The 26,849-nt window shown below is 72.8% G+C and carries 24 protein-coding genes; 10 read left to right on the top strand and 14 right to left on the bottom strand.

Annotation, left to right across the window (positions count from 1 at the left end):
- Position 1: 1 nt before the first annotated feature.
- Positions 2-871 carry an SURF1 family protein gene (locus EUA98_RS04240; protein WP_242511266.1) on the bottom strand — a complete coding sequence of 290 codons (870 nt, stop codon included), beginning with the start codon at positions 869-871 and terminating at the stop codon, positions 2-4.
- A 228-nt stretch (positions 872-1,099) separates the two neighbouring features.
- Here EUA98_RS04240 and EUA98_RS04235 point away from each other — a divergent pair, with 228 nt between their 5' ends.
- The 3 genes from EUA98_RS04235 to EUA98_RS04225 are packed head-to-tail and all read left to right on the top strand — an operon-like array spanning position 1,100 to position 6,944.
- Entirely contained in the window at positions 1,100-3,604 is a 2,505-nt protein-coding gene (locus EUA98_RS04235; protein ID WP_130101428.1) for a phosphoketolase family protein, read from the top strand.
- On the top strand, positions 3,601-5,754 hold the full coding sequence (gene pta, locus EUA98_RS04230; protein WP_130101427.1) for a phosphate acetyltransferase: 2,154 nt from the start codon (positions 3,601-3,603) through the stop codon (positions 5,752-5,754). The genes EUA98_RS04235 and pta overlap by 4 nt, the downstream gene beginning before the upstream one ends.
- Positions 5,751-6,944 (top strand): acetate/propionate family kinase, encoded by a 1,194-nt coding sequence (locus EUA98_RS04225; RefSeq protein WP_130101426.1) that lies wholly within the window; start codon positions 5,751-5,753, stop codon positions 6,942-6,944. Before pta ends, EUA98_RS04225 begins: the two co-directional genes overlap by 4 nt.
- A 187-nt stretch (positions 6,945-7,131) precedes the next feature.
- Here the strand turns inward: EUA98_RS04225 and EUA98_RS04220 are convergent, their stop codons facing one another.
- The gene (locus EUA98_RS04220; protein WP_130101425.1) at positions 7,132-8,811 is read right to left on the bottom strand and encodes a succinic semialdehyde dehydrogenase; all 1,680 of its coding nucleotides are present in this window, start codon (positions 8,809-8,811) and stop codon (positions 7,132-7,134) included.
- A 55-nt stretch (positions 8,812-8,866) separates the two neighbouring features.
- Positions 8,867-9,991, bottom strand: coding sequence for a GuaB3 family IMP dehydrogenase-related protein (locus tag EUA98_RS04215; protein ID WP_130101424.1), 1,125 nt, complete (start codon positions 9,989-9,991; stop codon positions 8,867-8,869).
- Between the two features lie 164 nt (positions 9,992-10,155).
- Between EUA98_RS04215 and EUA98_RS04210 the strand changes: the two genes are divergently transcribed.
- Positions 10,156-10,896 (top strand): exonuclease domain-containing protein, encoded by a 741-nt coding sequence (locus EUA98_RS04210; protein ID WP_130101423.1) that lies wholly within the window; start codon positions 10,156-10,158, stop codon positions 10,894-10,896.
- Between the two features lie 24 nt (positions 10,897-10,920).
- Here EUA98_RS04210 and guaB read toward each other — a convergent pair whose 3' ends face one another.
- The 3 genes from guaB to EUA98_RS04195 all read right to left on the bottom strand — a co-directional run bounded on the left by guaB (position 10,921) and on the right by EUA98_RS04195 (position 14,289).
- On the bottom strand, positions 10,921-12,450 hold the full coding sequence (guaB, locus tag EUA98_RS04205; protein ID WP_130101422.1) for an IMP dehydrogenase: 1,530 nt from the start codon (positions 12,448-12,450) through the stop codon (positions 10,921-10,923).
- A gap of 39 nt (positions 12,451-12,489) precedes the next feature.
- Positions 12,490-13,143: a LuxR C-terminal-related transcriptional regulator gene (locus EUA98_RS04200; RefSeq protein ID WP_130101421.1), complete on the bottom strand. Its 654-nt coding sequence runs from the start codon at positions 13,141-13,143 to the stop codon at positions 12,490-12,492.
- Between the two features lie 195 nt (positions 13,144-13,338).
- Entirely contained in the window at positions 13,339-14,289 is a 951-nt protein-coding gene (locus tag EUA98_RS04195) for a MerR family transcriptional regulator (RefSeq protein ID WP_130101420.1), read from the bottom strand.
- A gap of 251 nt (positions 14,290-14,540) precedes the next feature.
- On the opposite strand from EUA98_RS04195, the gene EUA98_RS04190 reads away from it, so the two are divergent.
- Complete coding sequence (locus EUA98_RS04190) at positions 14,541-14,831, top strand: WhiB family transcriptional regulator (RefSeq protein WP_130101419.1); 291 nt, start codon at positions 14,541-14,543, stop codon at positions 14,829-14,831.
- A 77-nt stretch (positions 14,832-14,908) separates the two neighbouring features.
- Here the strand turns inward: EUA98_RS04190 and groES are convergent, their stop codons facing one another.
- The gene (groES, locus tag EUA98_RS04185) at positions 14,909-15,205 is read right to left on the bottom strand and encodes a co-chaperone GroES (protein ID WP_130101418.1); all 297 of its coding nucleotides are present in this window, start codon (positions 15,203-15,205) and stop codon (positions 14,909-14,911) included.
- 211 nt (positions 15,206-15,416) lie between these two features.
- Between groES and EUA98_RS04180 the strand changes: the two genes are divergently transcribed.
- Both EUA98_RS04180 and EUA98_RS04175 read left to right on the top strand, forming a co-directional pair.
- Complete coding sequence (locus tag EUA98_RS04180; protein WP_130101417.1) at positions 15,417-16,604, top strand: THUMP-like domain-containing protein; 1,188 nt, start codon at positions 15,417-15,419, stop codon at positions 16,602-16,604.
- Entirely contained in the window at positions 16,601-17,737 is a 1,137-nt protein-coding gene (locus tag EUA98_RS04175) for a glutamate--cysteine ligase (protein ID WP_130101416.1), read from the top strand. Before EUA98_RS04180 ends, EUA98_RS04175 begins: the two co-directional genes overlap by 4 nt.
- A gap of 13 nt (positions 17,738-17,750) precedes the next feature.
- Here EUA98_RS04175 and tsaD read toward each other — a convergent pair whose 3' ends face one another.
- The gene (tsaD, locus tag EUA98_RS04170; protein WP_130101415.1) at positions 17,751-18,794 is read right to left on the bottom strand and encodes a tRNA (adenosine(37)-N6)-threonylcarbamoyltransferase complex transferase subunit TsaD; all 1,044 of its coding nucleotides are present in this window, start codon (positions 18,792-18,794) and stop codon (positions 17,751-17,753) included.
- 99 nt (positions 18,795-18,893) lie between these two features.
- Here tsaD and EUA98_RS04165 point away from each other — a divergent pair, with 99 nt between their 5' ends.
- Positions 18,894-19,532, top strand: coding sequence for a malonic semialdehyde reductase (locus EUA98_RS04165; protein WP_130101414.1), 639 nt, complete (start codon positions 18,894-18,896; stop codon positions 19,530-19,532).
- Positions 19,533-19,559: 27 nt separating this feature from the next.
- Here EUA98_RS04165 and EUA98_RS04160 read toward each other — a convergent pair whose 3' ends face one another.
- The 6 genes from EUA98_RS04160 to EUA98_RS04135 are packed head-to-tail and all read right to left on the bottom strand — an operon-like array spanning position 19,560 to position 25,179.
- The gene (locus EUA98_RS04160) at positions 19,560-20,411 is read right to left on the bottom strand and encodes a sulfurtransferase (protein ID WP_130101413.1); all 852 of its coding nucleotides are present in this window, start codon (positions 20,409-20,411) and stop codon (positions 19,560-19,562) included.
- Positions 20,408-21,022, bottom strand: coding sequence for a ribosomal protein S18-alanine N-acetyltransferase (gene rimI / locus EUA98_RS04155; RefSeq protein ID WP_130101412.1), 615 nt, complete (start codon positions 21,020-21,022; stop codon positions 20,408-20,410). The genes EUA98_RS04160 and rimI overlap by 4 nt, the downstream gene beginning before the upstream one ends.
- Complete coding sequence (gene tsaB / locus EUA98_RS04150; RefSeq protein WP_130101411.1) at positions 21,019-21,744, bottom strand: tRNA (adenosine(37)-N6)-threonylcarbamoyltransferase complex dimerization subunit type 1 TsaB; 726 nt, start codon at positions 21,742-21,744, stop codon at positions 21,019-21,021. The genes rimI and tsaB overlap by 4 nt, the downstream gene beginning before the upstream one ends.
- 5 nt (positions 21,745-21,749) lie before the next feature.
- Complete coding sequence (gene tsaE / locus EUA98_RS04145; RefSeq protein WP_130101410.1) at positions 21,750-22,292, bottom strand: tRNA (adenosine(37)-N6)-threonylcarbamoyltransferase complex ATPase subunit type 1 TsaE; 543 nt, start codon at positions 22,290-22,292, stop codon at positions 21,750-21,752.
- A complete protein-coding gene (gene alr, locus EUA98_RS04140; protein ID WP_434063475.1) occupies positions 22,289-23,467 on the bottom strand; it encodes an alanine racemase in 1,179 nt (392 codons plus the stop codon). The genes tsaE and alr overlap by 4 nt, the downstream gene beginning before the upstream one ends.
- A 5-nt stretch (positions 23,468-23,472) precedes the next feature.
- Positions 23,473-25,179, bottom strand: coding sequence for an NAD(P)H-hydrate dehydratase (locus tag EUA98_RS04135; RefSeq protein ID WP_434063474.1), 1,707 nt, complete (start codon positions 25,177-25,179; stop codon positions 23,473-23,475).
- A gap of 77 nt (positions 25,180-25,256) precedes the next feature.
- Here EUA98_RS04135 and EUA98_RS04130 point away from each other — a divergent pair, with 77 nt between their 5' ends.
- The gene (locus EUA98_RS04130; RefSeq protein WP_130101407.1) at positions 25,257-26,246 is read left to right on the top strand and encodes an LLM class F420-dependent oxidoreductase; all 990 of its coding nucleotides are present in this window, start codon (positions 25,257-25,259) and stop codon (positions 26,244-26,246) included.
- Between the two features lie 301 nt (positions 26,247-26,547).
- On the top strand, positions 26,548-26,849 hold a 302-nt coding region (locus EUA98_RS04125), incomplete at its 3' end, for a hypothetical protein (protein ID WP_207218966.1).

Genomic DNA, 26,849 nt, shown 5'->3' with positions numbered 1-26,849 from the left:
GCTACCGGGCTGCCGAGTCGTCGCGGTGCTGGTGCGTGACGTCGCCGTCGGGCTCGGCATCGGGCTCGTCGTCCGGCTCGTGAGCAGGCTCACCCAGCGCCTCGTCCTTGACCAGCCGCAGCCACAGGAACAGCGCGAACCCGCCGAAGATCCACCACTGGAGGGCGTAGGAGAGGTTCTGGAGGTTCCAGCGCCCTCCTTCCGTCCCGGCCAGCGTCGGCGGGTCGAGCGTGGCGAGCCCGCTCGGCTGGGCCGGTCGCGCATCGGCGAGCACGAGGTAGCCGGCGTAGATCGGGCCGCCCCAGGAGTTCACGAGCTCGGCCGAGCTGATCGCGTCGATCTGCCCAGCGAGCGATCCGCCGCTGCCCGGCGCCTCGGACGCCTGCAGGTATCCCGTGAGCTGCACCACACCGCCGGGGACGTCGAGCAGGTCGCCCGCGGCGGCGGGATCCGCCACCCAGCCCCGCACGACCGGGAGCACCGGGTCCGCACCGGCCCACCCGGCGCCGCCGTCGGCCCCGTCCACGCGCAGCGGCGTCAGGACGAGGTAGCCCAGGCGCCCGTCGTGCACGCGGTCGACGACGAGGAGCTGGCCAGCTGGCTCATAGGTCCCGGTGACCTCGACGCGGCGGCCGACCAGCGCGCCGCGGAACGACTGCTGGGGTGCCAGCACGTCGCCGATCGGGGCCGGCGCGGCCGCCTCCTGCGAGGTGACCGCGTCGTTGGCGTCGCCCCGGACCGCCGCTCGATCGAGCTGCCAGGCCCCCAGCCGCACGCACACCGCCGCCGCGCCGAGCAGCAGCACCAGCGCCACGAGCATGCGGGGACGCAGGGCAGCGCGCACGAGGGTCGTGGACTGGCGCGGGGACACCCCCGCACGGTACCCGGCGCAGCCGATCCGGCACCGCCCCGAACGGCGCAGGCTCGCACCACCGATATGGTTGCACCACGGGCACGCCTGAGAATAGGCGGCCTCAGGCAATGGCAGGACCAAAGTCCTGTGGCTGCACCCGGGCTCGCGCTGAGGCTGTCTTGGAGCCCGACGGACCGGTGACGCGCCCGCGTCACGGGTGGGCACGTCAGCACGGGAGACGGTTACATGCACACGCAGACGATCGCAGCGACGCCCGGTTCGGCCACCCCGTGGTCAGCCCGTCCCACCGAACCCCTCAGTGATGCCACCCTCGAGCTCGTCGATGGTTGGTGGCGCGCGGCGAACTACCTGTCGATCGGGCAGATCTACCTCCTCGACAACCCGCTCCTGCGCCGCCCGCTGAGCCGCGAGGACGTCAAGCCGCGCCTGGTGGGCCACTGGGGCACCACCCCGGGCCTCAACTTCCTCTACGCGCACCTCAACCGCGCGATCGTCGAGCGCTCGCAGCCCATGATCTACATCACCGGCCCCGGCCACGGCGGACCCGGCCTCGTGGCCAACGCGTACCTCGACGGCACGTACTCCGAGATCTACACGGACATCACCCAGGACGACGAGGGCCTGCACCGTCTGTTCCAGCAGTTCTCGTTCCCCGGCGGGATCCCCAGCCACGTCGCCCCCGAGACACCCGGCTCGATCCACGAGGGTGGCGAGCTCGGATACGCGCTCTCGCACGCCTACGGCGCGGCGTTCGACAACCCCGACCTGCTGGTCGCGTGCGTCGTCGGCGACGGCGAGGCCGAGACCGGGCCGCTGGCGACCAGCTGGCACTCGAACAAGTTCGTCAACCCGGCCCAGGACGGCGTCGTGCTGCCGATCCTGCACCTCAACGGGTACAAGATCGCCAACCCGACCGTGCTCGCCCGGATCCCCGAGGACGAGCTGCTCGACCTGATGCGCGGCTACGGGCACAAGCCGCACGCCTTCACCGGCGGGTTCGACGGCGAGGACCACGCGGCCGTGCACCGCCGCTTCGCCGAGCTGCTCGACGTCGTGCTCGACGAGATCGCCGAGATCAAGGCGAAGGCCGCCGCGGGCGACCTGACCCGGCCGAAGTGGCCGATGATCATCATGCGGACCCCCAAGGGCTGGACCTGCCCGCCCGTGATCGACGGCAAGCAGGTCGAGAACTCCTGGCGCTCGCACCAGGTCCCGCTGTCCAGCGCCCGCGACACCGAGGCGCACCTCAAGGTGCTGGAGGGCTGGCTCAAGTCCTACCGCGCCGACGAGCTCTTCGACGCGACCGGTCACCTCGTGGCCGAGCTGCAGGCCACCGCCCCGGTGGGCCACCTGCGCATGAGCGACAACCCGCACGCGAACGGCGGGCTCCTGCTGCACGACCTGCGCCTGCCCGACTTCCGCGACTTCGCCGTCGAGGTCCCGGTCCCGGGCGGGTCGATCTCCGAGGCCACCAAGGTCCTCGGCCAGTGGCTCACCGAGGTCATCCGGCTGAACCCGACGAACTTCCGCATCTTCGGCCCCGACGAGACCGCGTCCAACCGGCTCCAGTCCGTCTACGAGGTCACGGACAAGCAGTGGAACGCCGAGTACCTCACCACCGACGAGGGAGAGCACCTCGCCCGCGCCGGCCGGGTGATGGAGATGCTGTCCGAGCACCAGTGCCAGGGGTGGCTCGAGGGCTACCTGCTCACCGGGCGCCACGGCATGTTCAGCTGCTACGAGGCGTTCATCCACATCGTCGACTCGATGTTCAACCAGCACGCCAAGTGGCTGAAGGTCTCGCACGAGATCCCGTGGCGCCGCCCGATCGCGTCGCTCAACTACCTGCTGTCCAGCCACGTGTGGCGCCAGGACCACAACGGCTTCAGCCACCAGGACCCCGGCTTCATCGACCACGTGATCAACAAGAAGGCCGAGATCGTCCGGGTCTACCTGCCGCCGGACGCCAACACGCTCCTCGCGACGTACGACCACTGCCTGCGCAGCAAGGACTACGTCAACGTCGTCGTGGCCGGCAAGCAGCCGGCGCCGAACTTCCTCACCATGGACCAGGCGGTCGCGCACTGCGCGCGCGGCCTGGGCATCTGGGAGTGGGCCGGCACCGAGAAGTACCGCGAGGAGCCCGACGTCGTCCTCGGCTGCGCGGGTGACGTCCCGACGCTCGAGACGCTCGCCGCCGCCGACCTGCTGCGCCAGCACCTGCCCGACCTCACGGTGCGCGTCGTGAACGTGCTCGACCTGATGCGTCTGCAGGACGAGGCCGAGCACCCGCACGGCCTGTCCGACCGCGACTTCGACGCCCTGTTCACTCGGGACAAGCCGGTCGTCTTCGCCTACCACGGCTACCCGTGGCTCATCCACCGCCTGACCTACCGTCGGCACGGCCACGCCAACATCCACGTGCGGGGGTACAAGGAGGAAGGGACGACGACGACGCCGTTCGACATGGTCATGCTCAACGACCTGGACCGCTTCCACCTCGTCATGGATGTCATCGACCGCGTGCCGAACCTTGGCTCCCGTGCGGCGCGCCTGCGCCAGCGGATGGCGGATGCGCGCCTCGAAGCGCGCCAATACACCCGGGAACACGGTGAGGACATGCCCTCGATCGCCAATTGGGCATGGCCCGACGCCGGGAACTTGGCCACCGGGATCGGCGCTCCCCCGCGCGGATCCTCGGTGGTTGCTACAGGAGGAGACAACGAATGACCGAATCAGTACATCTCGCGGAACCCGAGGCTGCGGCCCCGCCCGCTGCCACAGCCGCAGCCCGCAGCATCTACATCACGTCCCCCGAGGGCGACACCGGCAAGTCCACGGTGGCTCTCGGGGTGCTCGACCACCTGACACGCAAGGCACAGCGAGTGGGGGTGTTCCGTCCGGTCGCCCGGTCGGGCGACGCTCGCGACTACGTCCTGGAGCTCCTCCTCGCCCACGACGGTGTCGATCTGGCCTATGAGCTGTGCGTCGGCGTCACCTACGAGCAGGTCCACGAAGACCCCGAGCAGGCGCTCGCCGACATCGTGGCCAAGTACCACGAGGTCGCGCGGCACTGCGACGTCGTCGTCGTCGTCGGCACGGACTACACCGACGTGGCCGGTCCGACCGAGCTGTACTACAACGCCCGGATCGCGGCCAACCTCGGCGCCCCGGTGCTGCTCGTGGTCAGCGGCGACGGCCGCAGCCCCGACGAGGTCCGCCAGGTGGTCGGCGTCGCGATCGGTGAGATGCGGACCCACCACGCCCAGGTGATCGGGATCGTCGCGAACCGCTGCGCGACCGCCGACCTCGCCCGGGTGCGTGCGGCCCTGTCCGGCCCGGCCCCGGTCTGGACGATCCCGGAGGAGCCGTTCCTGTTCGCGCCCACCGTCGGCGCCCTCATGACCGCCGTCGAAGGCCGCCTCGTGATCGGCGACGAGGAGCTGCTCAGTCGCGAGACCCTCGACGTCCAGGTCGGGGCCATGTCGTTCGAGCACCTGCTCGACCGGCTGTCCGACGGCGCCGTCGTCATCACCCCCGGCGACCGCTACGACATCCTGCTCGGGCTGCTCACGGCGCACGCCGCGAACGGCTTCCCGTCCCTTGCGGGCATCATCCTCAACGGCGGCTACTACCCGCCGGCGTCGGTGGCCCGCCTGGTCGAGAGCCTCGGCCAGCGGCTGCCGATCATCCGCACGGACCTCGGCACGTTCCGGACCGCGAGCGCCGCGGCGCTCACGCGTGGCCGGCTGTCGGCCGACTCCCAGCGCAAGATCGACACCGCCCTCGCGCTGTTCGAGAACCACGTCGACGGCGCGGCCCTCCTCAACGCGCTCGACGTCCCGCGCACCGAGGTCGTCACCCCCTTGATGTTCGAGTACAACCTGCTCGACCGCGCGCGTGCGGACCGTCGGCACATCGTGATGCCCGAGGGCGCGGACGACCGCATCCTGCGCGCCGCCAGCAGCCTGCTGCAGCGCCAGGTCGCCGACCTCACCCTGCTCGGCGACGAGGTGGCGATCCGTACCCGCGCCACCGAGCTCGGCCTCAACATCGACGAGGCGAAGATCATCGACCCGCGCTCGGGCGCCCTGCACGAGCAGTTCGCCAAGGCGTACACCGCGCTGCGCGCCCACAAGGGCATGACGCTCGAGCGGGCCCGCGAGATCGTGGCGTCGGTGTCGTACTTCGGCACGATGATGGTCGGCCTCGGGCTGGCCGACGGCATGGTGTCGGGCGCGATGCACACCACCGCGCACACCATCAAGCCGTCGTTCGAGATCATCAAGACGATCCCGGGCGTCTCGGTCGTGTCGAGCGTGTTCCTCATGTGCATGACGGACCGCGTGCTGGTCTACGGCGACTGCGCCGTGAACCCGGACCCGACCGCGGAGCAGCTGGCGGACATCGCCATCTCCTCGGCCGAGACCGCCGCGCAGTTCGGCATCGAGCCGCGCATCGCGATGCTGTCGTACTCGACCGGCGAGTCCGCCGGCGGGGCCGACGTCGACAAGGTCCGCACCGCGACCGAGCTCGTCCGCTCGCGCCGCCCGGACCTCATCATCGAGGGTCCGATCCAGTACGACGCCGCGGTCGACGCCTCCGTGGCGGCGACCAAGATGCCGGACTCGCTGGTCGCCGGCCGCGCCACCGTGTTCATCTTCCCGGACCTCAACACGGGGAACAACACCTACAAGGCCGTGCAGCGCTCGTCGGGCGCCATCGCGATCGGACCGATCCTGCAGGGCCTGCGCAAGCCGGTCAACGACCTCTCCCGAGGCGCGAACGTGCAGGACATCGTCAACACGGTCGCCTTCACGGCGATCCAGGCCCAGGCGCTCCGCGCGCAGTCCCAGCACACCTTGGAGCAGACCTCGTGAGCTCGCTAGTCCTCGTCATCAACTCGGGGTCCTCGTCGATCAAGTACCAGCTGGTCGACGCCGACTCCGGCGACGCGCTCGCCGGCGGCATCATCGAGCGCATCGGTCAGCCGATGGGCTCGATCAAGCACGACGGCCTCGACGGACGCACCAAGCTCGAGCAGCCGGTCGCCAACCACGAGGCCGGCCTCGCGACGATCCTCGAGCTGTTCGCGAGCCACGGCCCGCAGCTCGACGCCTCGAAGCTGACCGCCGTCGGGCACCGCGTCGTGCAGGGTGGAACCCAGTTCACGGGCCCCACCCTGATCGACGACGACGTGGAGAAGGCCATCGACGAGTGGTCCGCGCTCGCACCGCTGCACAACCCGCCGAACCTGGACGGGATCCGGGCCGCCCGGGCCGCCTTCCCCGGGGTGCCCCACGTCGCGGTGTTCGACACGTCGTTCCACACGACCCTCCCGGCCGCCGCGTACACGTACGCGATCGACCGCGAGGTCGCCAAGGCGCACTCGATCCGCCGGTACGGCTACCACGGCACGTCGCACCAGTACGTCTCGCGGACCACGGCCGAGCTGCTCGGCAAGGACCCGAGCGAGGTCAACGTCATCGTGCTGCACCTCGGCAACGGGGCGTCGGCCACGGCCGTGCGCGGCGGGATCTCCGTCGAGACCTCGATGGGGCTCACGCCGCTCGAGGGCCTCGTGATGGGCACCCGCTCGGGCGACCTCGACCCGGCGCTGATCCTCCACCTGGGCCGCGTCGCGGGCATGAGCCTCGACGAGCTCGACGCGATGCTCAACCGCACGTCCGGGATGCTCGGGCTGTCCGGCTTCTCGGACATGCGCGACGTGCACAGCGCGGTCGAGGCGGGCAACGAGGACGCCGTCACGGCGCTCGCGGTCTACTACCACCGGATCAAGGGCTACGTCGGCAACTACTACGCCCAGCTCGGGCACGTCGACGCGATCGTGTTCACGGCCGGGATCGGCGAGAAGGACGACATCGTCCGGCTCAACTCCCTGGCCGGCCTCGAGCGTCTCGGCATCGAGATCGACCCGGTCCGCAACGCGGTCCGCTCCGACGACGCCAGGATCATCTCGACGGATGCGTCCGAGGTCACGGTCTTCGTGGTCCCGACCAACGAAGAGCTCGAGATCGCCCGAGAGTCGGTGAACGTGGTCCGGGCCTGACCCTCACCACCAGCTCCACCACCCAGCCCCGCGAGCTCGCCAGAGCTCGCGGGGCTGGGTCATGTCCGGGCCCGGTGGCCCAGTCGCCGAGTGCGGGCATTCGGGTGTTGCGGAGGCCTCCCGAGCGACAGATCGACCGCACTCGGCGGACTCTGCCGGGCGGGCGGGTGGGGAGGGCGGGTGGGGGCTACGGCCGGCCTGTGGACTTCAGGAGGCGGAGGGCGCGGGTGAACAGCGCGGTCCACCGAGCGGCGGGGAGCTCGTAGAGGCGCCCCAGGCCGATCGCGCCGACACTGCGTCGGGCGCCTGAGGGTCCGCCGGGGAGCCACCCCGGCAGGCCGACCCGCAGCCCGTGCGCACCGCGCTGCACGGCGATCGTCTGGGCGTCGGTGACCTGCGCGATCCCCTCCGCGCCGTGCCGGGCGCCCAGACCCGAGCTCTTCCGGCCACCTTGGGGTGCGGCGATCGATCCCCAGGCCGCGGCGTAGCCGTCGTTCACGTTCACGGTGCCCGACTCGATGCGGGCGGCGATCGCCCGCCCGCGCGCCGCGGACCGTGTCCACACGCTCGCGTTCAGGCCGTACTCGGTGTCGTTCATAGCGGCGACCGCCTCGTCGTCGGACGCCACGCGGTAGACCGACACGACCGGGCCGAAGGTCTCCTCGCGGTACGCCAGGGCGTCGGCGGGGACCCCGTCGAGCACCGTCGGCGCGTAGAACAGCGGTCCCAGGTCGGCACGACGCACCCCGCCGGCGAGCACCCGGGCGCCGCGCGCGACCGCGTCGTCGACGTGCGCGGTGACCTTGGCCAGCTGCGCGATCGTCGTGAGCGAGCCGACATCGGCGGTGTAGGCCAGGTCGCCGCCCAGCGCCAGGGCGCGGACGCGGTGCAGGAACGCCGCGAGGAACTCGTCGGCGACGTCCTCGTGCACGTACAGCCGCTCGACCGAGACGCACAGCTGGCCCGCACCGGCGAAGCACGACCGGGCCGCGCCCTCCGCCGCGACGTCGATGTCCACGTCCTCGGTCACGTACATCGGGTTCTTGCCGCCGAGCTCGAGGCTCGCGCCGATCAGGCGCCCGCCGGCACGCGCCGCGACGACGCGCCCGACCGCGGTGGACCCGGTGAAGCAGACGTGGTCGACGGCGTCCACCACCGCGGCCCCGACCTCGGCCCCGTTCCCGACGACGACCTGGAGCAGGCCGGCCGGCAGCCCGGCGGCCTCGAGCTGCTCGACGCCCCACAGGGCCGTCAGGGCCGTCTGCGTGTCGGGCTTGAGCAGGACGGCGTTGCCCGCGACCAGCGCCGGCAGCACGTCGCCGAGCGACAGGGCGAGCGGGTAGTTCCACGGCGAGATGACGCCGACGACGCCGACCGGGTGCCGCAGCACGGTGACCCCCGTGAGCAACGGCACGAGACCGGGGACCCGGCGCGGAGCCAGGTAGGCCACGGCGCGCCGACCGAAGTGGCGCGCGATCAGCGCGACGTCGGCGACCTCCTCGAAGGCCCCCGCCCGCGACTTGCCGGACTCGAGCTGGATCAGGTCGAGCACGTCCGACTGGTTCGCCAGGACGAGGTCGTGCAGGCGCAGCAGCACCGCCGCACGCTCGGCGACCGGGGTGAGGGCCCACGGGCGCTGGGCCGCGCGGGCCAGGCCGGCCGCACGCGCGACGTCGTCGGGCGTCGAGAGCGGCACCGCGGCGAGCGGTCCGCCCGTGAACGGCGCGAACGTCGTCACGGTCCCGGTCCCGGGCGAGACCGCGATCCGGGCCAGGAGCCCGCGGACGTCGTCGGGCTCGAGCATGTAGGTCGCCCGCGGGTCGGTCTCCGGATCGATCAGCTGGTGCGCGTGCGGGTCGGATGCCATGCCCGCCAGGCTAGTGCGGCGGGTGCGCCCGGTGGGGCTGGCGCGGCTGGTCGGATCAGTGCGGCTGGTAGGGCGAGACGACGACCTCGACGCGCTGGAACTCCTTGACGTCGGAGTAGCCGGTCGTGGCGAGCGCCCGCTTGAGGGCGCCCATGAGGTTGAGGGTCCCGTCGGCCTGGCGGCCCGGGCCGAAGAGGATCTCCTCGAGCGAGCCGGCAGAGCCGACCTCGACCCGCTCGCCGCGCGGGAGCTCGGGGTGGTGCGCCTCGGAGCCCCAGTGCCAGCCGCGGCCCGGTGCCTCGGTGGCGCGCGCCAGGGCGGCCCCCAGCATCACGGCGTCGGCGCCGCACGCGACGGCCTTGACCAGGTCGCCGGAGCGCCCGACGCCGCCGTCGGCGATCACGTGCACGTACCGGCCGCCGGACTCGTCGAGGTAGTCGCGGCGCGCGGCGGCGACGTCGGCCACCGCGGTCGCCATCGGCGCGTGGATGCCGAGCGAGACCCGGGTCGTGTGCGCGGCGCCGCCGCCGAAGCCCACGAGCACCCCGGCCGCACCGGTGCGCATCAGGTGCAGCGCGGCGGTGTAGGTCGAGGCCCCGCCGACGATGACCGGCACGTCGAGCTGGTAGATGAAGCGCTTGAGGTTGAGCGGCTCGGCGCGGCTCGAGACGTGCTCGGCCGAGACGGTGGTGCCACGGATGACGAACAGGTCGACGCCGGCGTCGACCACCGTCTGGGAGAACTCCTGGGTGCGCTGCGGCGACAGGGCGCCGGCGACCGTGACGCCCGCGGCGCGGATCTCCTTGAGGCGCTGGGTGATCAGCTCGGCCCGGATCGGCGCCGCGTACAGCTCCTGCATGCGGGCGATCGAGCGCTGGGCGTCGAGCTGCGCGATCTCGGCGAGCAGCGGCTCGGGGTCGTCGTACCGCGTCCACAGGCCCTCGAGGTCGAGCACGCCGAGGCCACCGAGGTGACCCAGGGCGACCGCGGTCGCCGGGCTCATCACGGAGTCCATGGGCGCGGCCATCACCGGCAGGTCGAAGTGGTACGCGTCGATCTGCCACCCGACCGAGACGTCCTCCGGATCGCGCGTGCGCCGCGAGGGCACCACGGCGACGTCGTCGAAGGAGTAGGCGCGCCGTCCGCGCTTGCCACGACCGATCTCGATCTCGTTGCTCACGCCCCCAGGTTACCGGGGGTTCGACGAGGGCTCGGCGCCGGTGCCGCGAGGCGGTCGCTCCAGCGCGACGGTGCGCGTGGGTCGCGGGGCGCAACGGTGCGCGTCGGTCGCGGCTCGTGTGGGTGGTCGGTGGCAGGCTGCGAGCCAACCGCAGGGAGAACACGATGAACTGGATCGACGGGCCGCTGCTCGGCTTCGACACCGAGACGACCGGGATCGACGTCGATTCCGACCGGATCGTCACCGCCGCCCTCGTCCGGCGGGACGCGTTCGGCACGCACGTGCGGACCTGGCTCATCGACCCGGGTGTGGACATCCCCGCGGGCGCCACGGCCATCCACGGCATCACGACCGAGCAGGCCCGCGCCCACGGCGAACCGGCCGCCCTCGCGCTCGAGGAGATCGCCGTCGTGCTCGCGGAGTCGATCGCCGCCGGGATCCCGGTGGTGGCCTTCAACGCCTCGTTCGACCTGTGCATCCTCGCGGCCGACCTGCGCCGCCACGGGCTGGCGACCCTGGCCGAGCGCCTCGGCGGCGACGTCGTCCCCGTGATCGACCCGCTCGTGCTGGACCGCGCCGAAGACCAGTACCGGTCCGGCAAGCGCAAGCTCGTCGACCTGTGCGGCCTGTACCAGATCGCCGACGGCGGGCGGCTGCACACCGCCGAGGTCGACGTCATCGCGACGCTCGACGTGCTGGCCGCCATCGTCGACCGCTACCCGCACCTCGGCGCCCTCGAGCTGCCCCGGCTGCACGCCTACCAGGTGACCGCCCACCGCGCCTGGGCGGAAGGGTTCAACGCCTGGCGCACGCGCAAGGGGCTGACCGGTCCGGGAGCCGAGCTCACGTGGCCCGTCCGCGTCCCCGCACCGCCGGTCGCCCCGCCGGTCGCCCAACCGGTCTGACCGGGCGCCAGCGGGAACCGGGCCTCAGCGGCTCGCGTAGTTCGGCGCCTCGATCGTCATCTGGATGTCGTGCGGGTGCGACTCCTTGAGCCCGGCCGGCGTGATGCGGATGAACTGCCCGCGCTCCTGCAGCTCCGCGATGGTCCGCGCGCCGACGTAGAACATCGACTGGTGCAGGCCGCCGACCAGCTGGTGGGCCACGAAGCGCAGCGGCCCCCGGAAGGGCACCTGGCCCTCGATGCCCTCGGGCACGATCTTCTCGTCGCTGACCACGTCGGCCTGGAAGTACCGGTCCTTCGAGTACGACACCCGGCCCCGGGACGCCATCGCTCCGAGCGAGCCCATGCCGCGGTAGTGCTTGTACTGCTTGCCGTTCACGAACACCAGGTCGCCCGGGCTCTCCTCGCAACCCGCGAGCAGCGAGCCGAGCATCACGGTGTCGGCGCCGGCGACGAGCGCCTTGGCGATGTCGCCGGAGTACTGCAGCCCGCCGTCGCCGATCAGCGGCACGCCCGCCGGTTTGGTCGCCTTGGACGCTTCGTAGATCGCGGTGATCTGCGGCACGCCGACGCCGGCGACCACGCGCGTGGTGCAGATCGAGCCGGGCCCCACGCCCACCTTGACGCCGTCGACGCCCGCGTCGACGAGCGCCTGGGCGCCCGCCCGGGTGGCGACGTTCCCGCCGATCACCTCGACGCCGCGCGCCGCGGGATCGGTCTTGAGCCGGTGGATCATCTCGAGCATCGCCTGGGCGTGCCCGTGCGCGGTGTCGACCACGATGATGTCGACCCCGGAGTCGACCAGCGCGATCGCGCGCTCCCAGGCGTCGCCGAAGAAGCCGACCCCGGCCGCCACCCGCAAACGACCCTCGTCGTCCTTGGTCGCGTCGGGGTACTGCTCGGTCTTGACAAAGTCCTTCACCGTGATCAGACCCGAGAGCCGACCGGCCGGGTCGACCAGCGGGAGCTTCTCGATCTTGTGCTTGGCGAGCAGCGCGGCGGCCTCGTCCCGCGAGCAGCCGACCGGTGCCGTGATGAGCGGCATGGGGGTCATGGCCTCGCGCACGCGGCGGTGGGCGAAGTCCGACTGCGGGACGAAGCGCAGGTCGCGGTTCGTGATGATGCCGAGCAGGACGCGGTTCTCGTCGATCACGGGCAGGCCGGAGACGCGGTACTTGCTGCACAGCGCGTCAAGCTCGGCGAGCGAGGCATCCGGCCCCACAGTGACCGGATCGGTGATCATGCCGGACTCGGAGCGCTTGACCAGGTCCACCTGGTGCGCCTGGTCCTCGATCGACAGGTTGCGGTGCAGCACGCCGATACCGCCCTGGCGGGCCATCGCGATCGCCATGCGCGCCTCGGTGACGGTGTCCATCGCCGCGGAGGAGAGCGGGACGGCCACCGAGATCTTGCGGGTGAGCCGCGAGGTGGTGTCCACCTCGGACGGGACGACGTCGCTCTCCCCGGGCAGGAGCAGCACGTCGTCATAGGTCAGGCCGATGAGGCCGAACGGGTCGCGGGGAACAGCGGATCCAGGAGTGCCGAGCTCGGTCATCGGCTGATTCTACGTCGATGCGATGACGAGCGATCCGGGTCAGAGAATCAGGCCCCGACGCAGGCCGATCGCCACGGCCTGGGCACGGTCGGACGCACTCAGCTTGCGGAACAGCCGACGCGCATGGGTCTTCACCGTGTCCTCGGAGAGGTACAGGTCGGCACCGATCTGCGCGTTGGACCGGCCGTGGCTCATCCCCGAGAGGACCTCGAGCTCCCGCTTGGTGAGCTCGGGCACCGCGACGCCGTCGGTGAGGACCCGACGGAGGGGATCGTTCGGTCCGGGGACGTCCGCGCGGACCGTGCGCGCCAGCGCCTGCGGAGACAGGGGGGTCGAGAGCACGTGGGCGGCGACGGCGGCGAGCTCGGCCCGGCCGACGTCGGGCGCGAGGAACCCGCGGGCACCGAGGGTGATCGCACGATCGAGCGCGATCTCGTCCCCCGGCTGGGCGAGCATCACGATGACCGCACCGACGTTCATCAGGCGCAGACGACGGATGGCCTCGACCGGCCCGGTGCCCGGCAGGTGCGCGTCGAGCAGCACGATCGTGGGCGGCTGGCGGCGCGCGAGGACGAGGAGCTCCTCGCCCGAGGCAGCGAAGCGCGCCGGTGCGAGCGCGGTGATCCCCTGTGCAGCCGAGACCAGACGCTCGCGCACGACCGGTGAGCCGTGGCACACAACTATGCCCGTCACTACAACCCACCTTCCCTCGCATACCGCTGACACCGCGCGCGATCGCAGGCGGCGGCAATGCTGTCGAAGACCTCTATCGGCCCGCCCGTCGCGAACTTGAGGTCCGACCGTCGGCGAACCGGTACAGCTCGCGCAGGAATCAGGGCAAACCTGCTCTAGTCCACCACGCCGTCACCCGATGGCCGCGAGCGGCCGTCACCCGGTGGCCGCGAGGACCTCGTTCAGCACCCCGGGGAGAGTGTGGACGCGGTGCACCGAGCGGCCCTCCGGGAGCGCGGGTGCGGGCAGCCACTCGGTCAGGCCGACGACGAGCGGCAGCTCCGGGTCGGCCGCGTGGAGGTCGGCCACCACGGAGAGATCCGGGGCGGGCAGCTCGCTGAGCAGGGCGACGACCCGCGGGTGAGCCATCGTGACGAGCTCGAGCACGCGGCGGGGTTCCATCGGTCCGGTGACCACCCGGGCATCGACGCCGCGATCGGTGAGGGCGCAGGCGAGCGCGTGCAGCACGATCGGGCGGCGTTCGTGCGGCGCACCGAGCAGCAGCACGAGGCGCTGCCCGATGGCGAGCAGGTCGCGGGCCGGTGCGGTCCGATCCCGGAGCACCGCGAGCGCCGCGGAGTCGAGCACCCACTCGGGATACTCACCGGCCCGGGCCAGGACGGTCCGCTCGGCCAGGCTGGCCCGAGCCGGCTCGACCAGGTCCGTCCACCAGGGGACGACGTCGGCGAGCATCGCGGCGAGCAGCCGACGGCACGCCGGTCCGTCCTGGTGCAGCGCTGCGTCGATGAGCATCGTGGGGACGAGCATCGTGGGCGAGGTGATCACGGGTCCTGCCAGCACCGCGGCCGTTGCGGGGACTGCTGCGGGGACCGCTGCGGGCACGGACTCCCCCGCCAGGGCCGACCGGGCCGCGTCGGCGGGCGCGACTCCCCCGAGGGTGAGGCGGCGCATCACCACCAGGCGGGCGACGTCGTCCGCGGTGTAGCGGCGGTGGGAGCCCGCCACGTGCACGGTCGGACCCAGCCCGTACCGCCGGTCCCAGGTCCGCAGGGTGGCAGGGGCGACGCCGAGCCGACGCGCGACCACCGCCACGGCGAGGGCTGGCGCTTCACCTCGATCCTGCGGACGGGACTGAGCAGCGCTCATCTCTTGATTGTCCTGACCTGGGCAGGGGCCTGCCACTGGGCGGATGGCATCGAAAGCGCCTGCGGGCTGGTTGCACCACGGCGTACGTTTGTCATGAAATGTCCAAGGCGATCAGGGTCTTGAACAACTTTTGGAGCGGTTGTAGCGTCTTGATGCACCAGTAACCGCCCGTTGCTTCACCACCACGCACGCAGGAGTGCTCGGCCAGGAGTCGTCGTACGCCGGCCGGCACCCGAGTCGAGGAGGACCCCGTGACTGAGATCTCCCGTTTGCCGGGGCCGGTGCTGGACCTGTGGGAATGGCAGTTCGAAGGGGCCTGCCGCGACGTCGAGGAGACGTTGTTCTTCCACCCGGAGGGTGAGCGCGGGTCCGCACGGCGAAGGCGGGCCGAGGCGGCCAAGGCGGTCTGCGCGACCTGCCCCGTGATCAAGGAGTGCCGCGAGCAGTCCCTCAAGGTCCGCGAGCCGTACGGCGTCTGGGGTGGACTCTCGGAGGACGAGCGCGCGGCGATCCTCGCCCATCCGGTGAAACGCGCGATCTGAGACCGCGCACGACCCGAACGACGAACGCCCCCGCCCCCGGTTCTCACCGGGGGCGGGGGCGAACGCGTGAAGAGGTGCTACTTGACGACGATCGCGAGGATGTCGCGAGCGGAGAGGATGAGGTACTCCTCGCCGTCGTACTTGACCTCGGTGCCGCCGTACTTGCTGTAGATGACCTTGTCGCCGACGGCTACGTCCAGGGGGACGCGGTTGCCGTTGTCGTCGACACGGCCGGGACCGACTGCCAAGACCTCGCCCTCCTGGGGCTTCTCCTTGGCGCTGTCCGGGATGACCAGGCCGGAGGCCGTCGTCTGCTCTGCCTCGAGCGTCTTGACGACAATCCGGTCCTCGAGCGGCTTGATGGAGACCGACACTGCGGACCTCCCCTTCGCTTGTGAGATGTGAATGTCTGTTGACGCACCGTCAGAGGTTCGCCCGTCATCGCGGGAGCCGGCCGAACGTAGGCGGTGCGATGGCAACCTCAGATCGAGAGTGCCACCACTCACTCTAGGAACCCATTAGCACTCGGTCAAGGTGAGTGCCAGCCTTCCCCCGGCGTCGGGCTGCCCGTGGCAGGATCGCGCCATGGATGCCGCGGGTCTTGCCAAGCTGCTCAGCCAGGACGGTTGGGCCCTGCTCAATGCCCTGCCGCCGTATGACGAGACCCACGCGATGGCCCTCTCCGACCGTCTGCGTCGGGAGGGGATCGACCCTGAGCTCACCGCCGCGGCCCTCACCCAGTCGCGCCTGCGCGCGAAGGCGCACGCCAAGTTCGACCAGTTCGCCGACGGGATGCTGTTCACCCCGGCCGGCCTCGAGCAGGCGACCCGGCTGACCGTGGCCGCGCACCACGCGCGCCGGTACGTCGCGGCCGGCGTCACGAAGGTGGCGGACCTCACCTGCGGCATCGGCGCCGACTCGATGGCGTTCGCCGGCGTGGGGCTGTCGGTGCTCGCTGCCGACACCGACGAGCTCACCGCCGCGCTGGCGACCGTGAACCTGCGCCACTTCCCGGAGGCCGACATCCGGCACACCGACGGGCTCGCGCTCGACTTCGAGGCGGAGGGCGTCGACGGGCTGTACGCCGACCCCGCCCGCCGGGCGTCGTCGGGCAAGCGGCTGTTCGACCCGGGGGCGTACTCCCCGCCGCTCGACGCCGTGCTCGCGCTGCGTGCGCGGGTGCCCGCGCTCGGGGTCAAGATCGGCCCGGGCGTCCCGCACACCGCTCTGCCGCCCGAGGCGGAGACCCAGTGGGTGTCGGTCGACGGCGACGTCGTCGAGGCCGGCCTGTGGTTCGGGCCGCTCGCCCCGGACGGCCCGGGGCGGACCGCCCTGGTGCTGCGCGGTCAGTCCGCCCGGGTCGTGCGCGACGAGTTCGGGGGCGAGGCGCCCGACGTCGGCCCGGTGGGCGCCTACCTGTACGAGCCGGACGGCGCCGTCATCCGGGCCGGGCTGGTCGCCCAGATCGCGCTCGAGGTGTCCGGCCGGCTCGTGGACAGCACGATCGCGTATGTCACGTCTGACACCCTGCACGCCAGCGACGCGGCCACGGGCTACCGCGTGCTCGACACCCTGCCGTTCGGCCTCAAGCGCCTGCGCGCGTACCTGCGCGAGCGCGACGTGGGCCGGCTGACGATCAAGAAGCGCGGGACGGCCGTGCTGCCCGAGCAGCTGCGCAAGCAGCTCGACCTGCGCGGCAGCCAGGAGGCGACCATCGTGCTCACGCGCATCGCCGGCGCCCAGCACATCATCGTCGTGGAGCGACTCGCATGAAGATCCCGTTCGCGCACTCGGGCCGGTCGAGCGTGGGCCTCGAGTGGGAGCTCGCCCTCGTGGACAAGGACTCGGGTGACCTGCGCCAGGTCGCCCAGACGATCCTCGACGCCACCCGGCCCGCGCACGGCGGGGAGCACCCGAACATCCGTCAGGAGCTCCTGCTCAACACGATCGAGGTCGTCTCGGGCGTGTGCGAGACCGTCGGCGAGGCCGGCCGCGACCTCCAGCGCGCCATCGACGAGGTGCGCACGATCACCGACCCGCTCCGCGTCGAGCTGATGAGCGCCGGGACGCACCCGTTCGCGCGGTGGGCGCAGCAGAAGGTCACCGACAAGCAGCGCTACGCCACCCTGATCGACCGGACCCAGTGGTGGGGCCGGCAGATGCTCATCTACGGGGTGCACGTCCACGTCGGCATCGAGGACCGGGACAAGGTCCTGCCGATCCAGCGCGCGATGCTCACCTACTTCGCCCACCTGCAGTCGCTGTCGGCGTCGAGCCCGTTCTGGGGCGGCAAGGACACCGGCTATGCGTCGAACCGCGCCCTGATGTTCCAGCAGCTGCCGACGGCGGGTCTGCCGTTCCAGTTCGAGCGCTGGGAGCAGCTCGAGGGCTACGTCGCCGACATGGTGCACACCGGCGTGATCGACCGGTTCGACGAGGTCCGCTGGGACGTGCGTCCCGCGCCCCGGTTCGGCACGCTCGAGATGCGCATCTGCGACGGCGCTTCGAACCTCGCCGAGGTCACGGCCCTGGCTGCGGTCACGCACTGCCTGGTCGAGCACTTCTCGACGATGCTCGACCAGGGCCGCGAGCTGCCCACGATGCCGCCGTGGTTCGTGCAGGAGAACAAGTGGCGCTCGGCGCGGTACGGGATGGACGCCATCATCATCCTCGACGCCGCCGGCAACGAGGAGCTCGTGACGGACGCGGTCGCGCGGCTGCTCGTCGAGCTGCAGCCGGTCGCGGAGCGGCTGGGTTGCAGCGCGGAGCTCGACGCCGTGCGGGTCATCCTGCGGCGCGGCGCGTCGTACCAACGTCAGCGGGCCGTCGCGCGGCACCACGCGGGCGAGCTGGACGCCGTCGTCGCCTCGCTGGTGGCCGAGATGCGGGCCGGCCGGCCGTTGTGAGCGTGCCGACCGGCTAGACCGTCACCCGGATCAACGGCATGGACGAGTCGACCGGCAGGTCGAGCCGCGACGGGGCGACCCCGCGGCTGAGCGCCGCAGACCCGAGAGCCGCGATCATGGCGCCGTTGTCGGTGCAGAACCGGATCGGCGGGATCCGCAGCTCGATGCCCGCCTCCGCGCAGCGCACCGCGGCCAGGTCGCGCAGCTGGGAGTTGGCGGAGAACCCACCGCCGATCACGAGCGTGCTGACCCCATGGCGCCGGCACGCGGCGATGGTCTTGGCCGTGAGCACGTCGGCCACAGCGGCCGCGAACGACGCGGCGACGTCGGCCACCGGGATCTCTTGGCCGGCGTCCGTCCGGGTCTCGACCCAGCGCGCGACGGCCGTCTTGAGGCCCGAGAACGAGAAGTCGTAGGCGTGCTCGGCCTGGTCCTTGGCGGCGGTCAGACCGCGCGGGAACCGGATCGCGGTCGGGTCGCCCTCGCGAGCCAGCCGATCGATGTGCGGACCACCGGGATAGGGCAGCCCGAGCAGGCGACCGACCTTGTCGAAGGCCTCCCCCGCCGCGTCGTCGAGCGTCGAGCCGAGCTCGGTCACGCCCGTGACGATGTCGTCGACCAGCAGCAGCGACGAGTGCCCGCCCGAGACCACGAGCGCCATCACCTGGTCGGGGAACGACCCGTGCACCAGCTCGTCGACGGCGGCATGGCCGATCACGTGGTTCACGCCGTACAGCGGGACCCCGAGGCCGATCGAGAGCGCCTTCGCGGCGGCCGCACCGATCGTGAGCGGCCCGACCAGCCCCGGCCCCGCGGTGACGGCGATCGCGTCGACCTGACCGAGGTCGACGTCGGCGCCCTCGAGCGCGCGCCGGATCGTGGGCACCATCGCCTCGAGGTGTGCGCGCGAGGCGATCTCCGGGATGATCCCGCCGAACCGGGCGTGCTCGTCCATCGAGCTCGCGACGGCGTCGAACAGCAGGTCCTTCCCCCGGACCAGCGCGACGCCGGTCTCGTCGCAGGACGTCTCGATGCCAAGGACGAGGGGGGCGGACATGCCCTCCAGGTTAGTCGGGCCGCGCGCGGGTCCCGGCAGGTGAGCGAGGTCACAGCCGCCCGGGGTATCGGCACCCGGTGCGTGAAGGTTCAACGAGGCATGACCACCGACACCGCTCTGAGCGACCTCGACTTCAACCCCGGCGAGCTGGCCGTGGGGCCCGACGTCGCCGACCTGCTGTTCCGCGAAGCGCACACCGTGAGCACCTTCACGGACGACGCGGTGTCCGACGAGCAGATCCAGGCGGCCTACGACCTGTTGCGCTGGGGCCCGACGGCGATGAACACCCTCCCGCTGCGCCTGCTGCTCGTCCGCACCCCCGAGGCGCGCGCGAGCCTGGCTGAGCACATGTCCGAGGGGAACCGCGCGCGGGTCCTCGCGGCGCCGCTCACGATCGTCGCGGCCGCCGACACGAACTTCCACGAGCACCTCGGCGTGCTCGTGCCGCACCTGCCGAACGCGCGTGACATGTTCGCCGGCGACGCCGCGGGCCGCGAGGCCATGGCGCGCAGCTCGGCCCTCATCCAGGTCGGCTACCTCATCGTCGCCCTGCGCGCCACGGGCCTGCACGCCGGCCCGATGGGCGGGATGGACGCCGCCGGGATCGACGCCGACCTCCTCGCCGACAGCGGTTGGAAGTCGCTGCTGGTGATCAACGTCGGGCTGCCCGCGGGCCCCGAGTCCGTCCGCCCGCGCGCACCGCGCCTGGAGTTCTCGCAGGTCGCCCGCACGCTCTGACGCTGCAGGCAGCAGCACCGAGTCCGGTTACGGATCCGGCCCGACGGCGACGTCGCGGGCCGGGTCCGCGGACCACTGCGACCACGAGCCCGGGAACAGCGCGGCGGTGACGCCGATCGCCGCGAGCGCGGCCACCTCGTGCGCGGCGGTGACGCCGGAGCCGCAGTAGACGCCGACCGGGAGCCCGTCGAGGCCGGCGAACCGGGCGCGGAGGTCGGCGTCGGGCAGGAAGCGGCCGGTGCCCTCGAGGTTGCCGCCCGTGGGCGCGCTGAGCGCGCCGGGGATGTGGCCCGCGCGCGGGTCGATCGGCTCGACCTCGCCGCGATAGCGCTCGGCGGCGCGCGCGTCGAGCAGCACCCCGCCGGTGTCGGCGGCGAGCGCCGCGGCTTGGGCCGTGCTGAGGGTCGCGAGCGCTCCACCCACGAGGGTCACGTCGCCGGCCGCCGGCACGACGTCGCCCGTGACCACCGGTCCGCCCGACCGGACCCACGCGGCCAGCCCGCCGTCGAGCAGCCGGACGTCCTGAAGGCCCCCCCAGCGCAGCAGCCACCAGGCGCGCGCGGCGGACAGGCCACCGATCGCGTCGTACGCCACGACGACGGTGTCGCGCCGCACGCCCCACCGCCGGGCGGCCGCCTGCAGCACCGCGAGCGACGGGAGCGGATGGCGACCCGCAGCCGGGCTCGGAGGACCGGCGAGCTCGGTCTCCAGGTCGACGTACACGGCGCCCGGCAGGTGCCCCGCGGCGTGCTCGGCACGGCCGTCGGTGCGGCCCAGGGCCCACCGGACGTCGAGCAGCACGACCGGGTCACCGGCGGCGATCAGCCGGGCGAGCTCCGGTGCCGCGACCAGGACGTCGTCGCGGGGACTGCGCGTCACGACCGTCCGGCGCTGTCCGTGCCTGCACCGCTGGTCTCGGTGAGGCTGGTCTCGGTGAGGCTGGTCTCGGTGAGGCTGCGGCCCTGGCGCAACGACGCGCCGACGGCGGGCTGCGCCTGCTCGCGCCCGGGCAGGGCGAACCGCATGGTCCAGGCGTCGATGTTCTCCGGCTGGTAGTACCCGCGCCGCAGGCCGAGCCGCTGGAAGCCGAACCGCTCGTAGAGCGCGAGCGCGGGCGCGTTGTCCACGCGCACCTCGAGCAGCATCGAGCGCGCACCGAGGTCCTTGGCCCGCCGGATCAGCGCCCCGAGGAGCGCGCCGCCGATCCCCCGGCTCTGGTGCGCCTGCGAGACGGCGATCGTCATGACCTGCGCGTCGTCGCCGTCGAACCACAGCCCGGCGTACCCGACCAGGCGCTCCGCGAGGGAGGAGGGCTCGGCCGGCAGGTCCGCCGCGAGGTACCAGCGGCCCGGGCCCTCGAGCTCCTCGGCGAGCATCGCGGAAGACCACGCGCTCGGCCCGAACAGGTCGCCCTCGAGCGCGGTGACTGTGACCAGATCGGCTGCCATGAGCGGGCGGAGCAGGACCGAGACGTGCGACTGGCCCCTCATGCGAGGGCCCGCTTGCGCGCGGCGGGCGTCACGACGTGCTTGCGCGGCGCTGGCGCCACGACGTCCGGTCGACGCAGGTAGAGCGGTTCGGTGGGCAGGTCCTCACCGAGCGCGACCCGGGCCAGCGCCAGCCGGGCGAGCACGACCGGGTCGGGGTCGGTCGGGGCCCCGTCGACCGGTGGCAGCTGCTCGGGGTACAGGCTGGCGCCCGGCCCGACGACGATCGCACCGTCGGCGTGCCCGTCGGCCGCGACCTGGGCGGCGCTGGCCACCCCGGGTCCGGCGACCAGCTCCACGCGGAGGCTCTGGGGGGCTGCGCCCGCGACGCGGTACCGCGCCCAGTAGACCTCGCGTCGTCGGGCATCGGTGACGACGAGCACCTCGGTCCCGGCCGCGAGCGAAAGATCGATCGCGGCCTGGGCGGCGATGGCGTCGAGCCCGCAGACCCCGTGCACGGGGATGTCGAGCGCGAGGCCGAGCGCGCGGGCGGAGACGAGGCCGACGCGCAGGCCCGTGAACGGGGCCGGCCCCGTGCCGACGACGATCCCCGTGAGCGCCGTGCGATCGGTCCCGGTCGCGGCGAGGACATCGGCGATCATCGGCGCGAGCTGCTCGGCGTGCCGCCGCTCCTCGTGGACCACGCGGGTGGCCAGCGTTCGACCCTCCGCATCGATCAGTGCGACGGAGACCGCGGCGGACGTGTCGAGCGCGAGAACAGGCACGACGGTCAGCCTACGACCGGAAGCCGGACCCCGGACCACCGCGGGCCCCGTGCCCGGACGCGGACGGTGCGCACGCCACCGGCGGGGTCGAGGTCAGCGGGGTCGAGGTCAGCGGGGTCGAGATCATCCACGCCGAGGTCCAGCCCGCCGTGCGGCCGTTGGATGTCGATCTCGAGCCGGTCCGGTGCGAGGCCCTCGAGCAGCCCCTCGCCCCACTCGACCACGGTCACCGACTCGTCGAGGCTGGTGTCGAGGTCGAGCGCCTCGACCTCGTCGAGCGAACCGAGCCGGTACGCGTCGACATGCACGAGCGCGGGGCCGGCCCCGAGCGACGGGTGCACGCGCGCGATGATGAACGTGGGCGACGCGACCTGTCCGCGCACGTCCAGGCCGGCGCCGATCCCCTGGGTGAGCGTGGTCTTGCCCGCCCCGAGCGCACCGCTCAGCAGCACGAGGTCACCCGCGCGCAGCAGTCCGGCCAGGGCTCGGCCGTAGTCCCGGGTCGCGTCGGCGTCGGCGAGCTCGACGTGCACCTCGAGGTCGCTCACCGCGTGCCCCCGCGCGTGGTCGCCGGCTCCCCCACGTACACGCGGGGGACGCGCGCGCCGAGCCGGGTGACGATCTCGTAGTTGATCGTGTCGGCGGCCTGCGCCCAGTCCTGCGCGGTCGGCCCGCCGTCGGCGCCGGTGCCGAACAGCTCGACCCGGTCCCCCGCGACCTCGACCGCCCCGGGCCCGAGGTCGACGACGAACTGGTCCATGCAGACCCGCCCGGCGATCGCGAGCGTGCGCCCGCCCACGCGGACAGGTGCACCGGGCCGGTTCGGCAGCGACCCGGACGCGTGCCGCGGGATCCCGTCGGCGTACCCGAGCGGGACGACGCCGAGCGTCGTCGCGTGCGAGGTCGTGTAGGCGTGCGCGTAGGAGACACCCTGCCCGGCCGGGACGTCCTTGACGCTGATGAGCTCTGCCTCGAGCGTCATGGCCGGGACCAGGCCGTACGCCTGCGGTCCACCCACCTGCGGCACCGGGGACAGTCCGTACACCGCGATCCCCGGTCGCACGAGGTCGTAGTGCACCGCCGGGTTGGTGAGCGTGGCGGCGGAGTTCGCGAGGTGGCGCACCTCCAGGTCGGCACCCCGTGCCTCCGCCAGAGCGACGGCCTCGGCGAAGACGACCGCCTGAGCGAGGACGGTGGGATGCGCCGGCTCGTCGGCGAACGCGAAGTGCGACCACACCCCGACGACGGCGACCGCACCCTCGGCCTGGGCCTTGAGCGCGTCGTCGAGGACCTCGGCGAACACCGGCGGGAGCATCCCGTTGCGCCCCAGGCCGGTGTCGACCTTGAGGTGGATGCGCGCGGTGCGCCCGCACTCGCGTGCGGCGGAGACGACCGCGGCGAGCGCCCACGGGGCTGCCACCGAGAGATCGACGTCGGCCTCGATCAGCTCGCGCAGCGGGGCGGACGGCGAGTACAGCCAGGTGAGGATCCGGGTCCGGATCCCGGCGGCCCGCAGCGCGAGCGCCTCCGAGGTCTGCGCGACCCCGAGCCAGGTGGCGCCCCCGTCGAGGGCGGCCAGCGCGACCGGGACCAGGCCGTGCCCGTAGCCGTCGGCCTTCACGACGGCCATCACCTGGGCGGTCGGCGCATGGTCCGCGAGGGCGCGCACGTTGGCGCGGATCGCGCCGAGGTCGACGACGGCACGGGCGGGGTAGGAGCTCACGACGGTCAGTCAACCACCCGGGCACGGGGCGCCGCAGAGCGCGCCGGATCAGAGCGCGCCAGGATCGCGGCGATCGTGGCGGGCAGGGCGTCGGCGACGGCGAGGGCGCTGACGGGTCCGCCCGGTTGCGCGCGGTGCGCCGCGAGCCCGTGCACGAGCGCGGCGGCCGCGGCGAGGGCGGCCGCGAGCGACGGCTCCTCGACGACGTCCTGGCCCCGGCCCGCGAGCATCGCCCCGAGCAGGCCTGCGAGCACGTCCCCCGCACCCGCCGTCGCGAGCCAGGCGGGGGCGTAATCCTGCGCGTACACGGCGCCCCCCACCCCGACGACGACGGTCGTGGCCCCCTTGAGCAGCACCGTCGCCCCGGTCAGCTCATGTGCCCGCCGGGCCCAGTGCAGCGGCGCGGCCTCGATCGCGGTCCGCTCGACCGCCTCGCCCCGCTCGGCCAACAGTTGCGCGAGCTCGCCGGCGTGCGGGGTCAGGACCACCCACGGTGCGAGCAGGTCCGGAAGCACCGTGAGCGCGCCGGCGTCGACCACCGCGGGCACGGCGGTCGCCAGAGCCCGGGCCAGCGCGTCTCGCGCCCGAGCCGCCTGGGCGTGGTCATCGGGGTCGAGCCCGGGGCCCAGCACCCAGGCCTGCACCCGCCCCTGGCCCGCGACCACCTCCGGCCGGGCCGCGAGCACGACGGCGGTCACCCCGGGAGACCCGGCGAACCGCACCATCCCGACCCCGGCGCGCACCGCTGCGCTCACGGTCAGCACGGCCGCACCCGGGTAGGCGGGTGTCCCCGCGACCACACCGAGGACGCCGCGCGAGTACTTGTGCGCGTTGCGCTGCGGGACGGGCCAGAGCGCCGCCACGTCGGCCACCGCCAGTCGTGCACAGGCCGGCTCCTCGGACGGGAGCGCCAGGCCGAGGTCGACGATCTCGAGGCGCCCGACGACGCCGCTCACCGGTGGCAGCAGCAACCCGGCCTTCGCGGCCCCGAAGGTCACCGTGAGGTCCGCCGGCAGCACGGGACCCGGGATCACGCCGTCGTCCACCCCGATCCCGCTCGGGGTGTCGACCGCGACGACGAACGGTCGCCGCCGGCCGCGTCCGGACGGGTGCGGGTCGGCATTGCCGTCGGCGTCGGCATCGGCATCGGCGACCAGCGCGCCGAGCAGCTGGACGGCCTCGGCCGCTGTGCCGCGCAGCGGGCCGCGCGCCCCGATGCCGAGCAACCCGTCGAGCACGACATCAGCGGCGCCGGCGGCCGCGACGGCCTCGGCCACCCCTATCCGCGAGCCCCGGACCGCAGCGACGGTTCCGGCATCGGTGGTCTTGGGGCCGGTGGTCGCAGGGCTGATGGCGTCCAGGCCGATGGCGTCCAGGTCGCCGTCGGCCACGGTCACGACCCGCCCGCCCGCGGCGAGCAGCGCCGCTCGACCGCGCGCATGCACCCGCGGAGCGAACGCGACGGCGAGGACCGCAACACCCCGGCGAGCGAGCTCCGCCCCGGCGTACAGCGCGTCGCCGCCGTTGTTCCCGGGCCCGATCAACGCGACGACCACGGAGCCCCCCACCCGGCCGCGCCGGGAGCGCAGTGCGCGGGACACGTGCACGGCGAGCCCGAAAGCCGCGCGCTGCATGAGCGCATCGTCCGGCTCGGCGTCGAGCAGCGGCAGCTCCGCGGCACGGACCTGGTCTGCGAGGTATCCGAGGATCACGCTGCTCATCATGCCGCGCCGGCCGATGACCCCATCGGCGTTCTTCGCGGTCGGGCCGCGCGGGTAAGTTGCGCACCATGCGCTTCGGACTCTTCATCCCGCAAGGCTGGCGACTCGACCTCACCGGCATCGACCCTCGCGACCAGTGGGGTGCGATGCAATCCGTCGCCGCTCACGCGGACGCCAACGACGCGTGGGAATCGGTCTGGGTCTACGACCACTTCCACACCGTCCCCGAACCGACGCAGGAGGCCACGCACGAGGCGTGGTCCCTGATGGCGGCGATCGCCGCGACCACCAACCGGGTGCGCCTCGGACAGATGTGCACGTGCATGGCCTACCGCAACCCGGCGTACCTCGCCAAGGTGGCCGCCACGGTCGACGTCATCTCCGGCGGTCGGGTCGAGATGGGCATCGGCGCCGGCTGGTACGAGCACGAGTGGCGCGCGTTCGGCTACGGCTTCCCGGGCGCCGGGCAGAGGCTCGCCGCGCTCTCGGAGGGCGTGCAGATCATGCGCCAGATGTGGGAGAAGGGGACCGCGACGCTCCTGGGAGAGCACTTCCAGGTCGACGGCGCCCGGTGCTACCCGCAGCCCCTGCAGGACGGCGGCATCCCGCTGTGGATCGCCGGCGGCGGGGAGAAGAAGACCCTGCGCATCGCCGCCGAGCACGCGTCGTACACGAACTTCGATGGCTCCCTCGAGGGTTTCGCGCACAAGTCCGAGGTGCTCAAGGGGCACTGCCGCGACCTGGGGCGCGACTTCGGGGCGATCACCCGGTCCGCGAACTACAACGTCGTGATCGGCGCCACCCAGGCCGACGTCGACGACAAGCTGGCCTGGATCGACGCGCACTACCGCGCCGTCGTGCCGGAGCGGGCGGACCGCGTCGTCGAGGACTTCCGCACCGGCCCGCTCGTGGGCACCCCGGAGCAGATCGTCGAGCGCCTCCGGGAGCTGGAGGCGCTCGGGATGACCTACGCCGTGACCTACTTCGCGGACGCCGCCTACGACCGCTCCGGCATCGAGCTGTTTGAACGCGAGGTCGTCCCGGCGCTCAAGGGCTGACACCCGCACGATCGGCGCCGCTGCACCCTCCCCGGGCGCCGGGCCATAGAGCGCCGAACCACCGAAACCGGGAGCACCGGGCCGCCGCAGCAACAATGCGGCGACCGGTGCTCCCGGTTCGTTGCGCACCGAGCGCCCGACCCCAGGCAGCATTCTTGAAGCGCTTTCCACAGGCAGCGCGACGCATTCATCTGCGGATTGTGGATAACTCTGAGCGGGCGCGGGGAATGTCAGTGGCCCCGGTTAGGGTTTGTCGTATCGCAATTCGCGGACCGACGAGCGCAGGGGCGGGGTGAGGGCATTGACCGACGACGAGAACGCGCCCGGCGCCGACCGCGCAGCCGACGCCGCGGCCGACACCGCCCCCGCGGTCGCGGGCGGGACAGCCGATGGCGCGGGTAGCCGCGTGCGCGGCGACGTGGCCGGGGTGCCCTCGCTGGCCGAGCGGGTCGCGGTGCTGCGCGCGCAGGTCGACGCCCTGACCCGGGTGGCCCCCCGCGACCTGGACGGCGACCAGGCCCTGGCCCTGTTCGACGACCTGTTCGACCTCGGCGACCGCCTCACCGCCCTGGCCGTGCAGATGCTGCCCACCATCGACACCGA

It is taken from the genome of Pengzhenrongella frigida (assembly GCF_004168625.1).
Taxonomy (GTDB): domain Bacteria; phylum Actinomycetota; class Actinomycetes; order Actinomycetales; family Cellulomonadaceae; genus Pengzhenrongella; species Pengzhenrongella frigida.
The sequence above is the reverse complement of the archived record's forward strand: the minus strand, read 5'-3'. Positions and strand labels throughout refer to the sequence as shown.

Coding starts and splice junctions, on each gene's coding strand:
- EUA98_RS04235 (WP_130101428.1), top strand. CDS start 1,100: ATGCACACGCAGACGATCGCAGCGACGCCCGGTTCGGCCACCCCGTGG.
- guaB (WP_130101422.1), bottom strand. CDS start 12,450: ATGACCGAGCTCGGCACTCCTGGATCCGCTGTTCCCCGCGACCCGTTC.
- EUA98_RS04220 (WP_130101425.1), bottom strand. CDS start 8,811: ATGGCATCCGACCCGCACGCGCACCAGCTGATCGATCCGGAGACCGAC.
- EUA98_RS04165 (WP_130101414.1), top strand. CDS start 18,894: ATGACCACCGACACCGCTCTGAGCGACCTCGACTTCAACCCCGGCGAG.
- EUA98_RS04175 (WP_130101416.1), top strand. CDS start 16,601: ATGAAGATCCCGTTCGCGCACTCGGGCCGGTCGAGCGTGGGCCTCGAG.
- EUA98_RS04180 (WP_130101417.1), top strand. CDS start 15,417: ATGGATGCCGCGGGTCTTGCCAAGCTGCTCAGCCAGGACGGTTGGGCC.
- EUA98_RS04210 (WP_130101423.1), top strand. CDS start 10,156: ATGAACTGGATCGACGGGCCGCTGCTCGGCTTCGACACCGAGACGACC.
- rimI (WP_130101412.1), bottom strand. CDS start 21,022: ATGAGGGGCCAGTCGCACGTCTCGGTCCTGCTCCGCCCGCTCATGGCA.
- tsaD (WP_130101415.1), bottom strand. CDS start 18,794: ATGTCCGCCCCCCTCGTCCTTGGCATCGAGACGTCCTGCGACGAGACC.
- pta (WP_130101427.1), top strand. CDS start 3,601: ATGACCGAATCAGTACATCTCGCGGAACCCGAGGCTGCGGCCCCGCCC.
- EUA98_RS04195 (WP_130101420.1), bottom strand. CDS start 14,289: ATGAGCGCTGCTCAGTCCCGTCCGCAGGATCGAGGTGAAGCGCCAGCC.
- EUA98_RS04130 (WP_130101407.1), top strand. CDS start 25,257: ATGCGCTTCGGACTCTTCATCCCGCAAGGCTGGCGACTCGACCTCACC.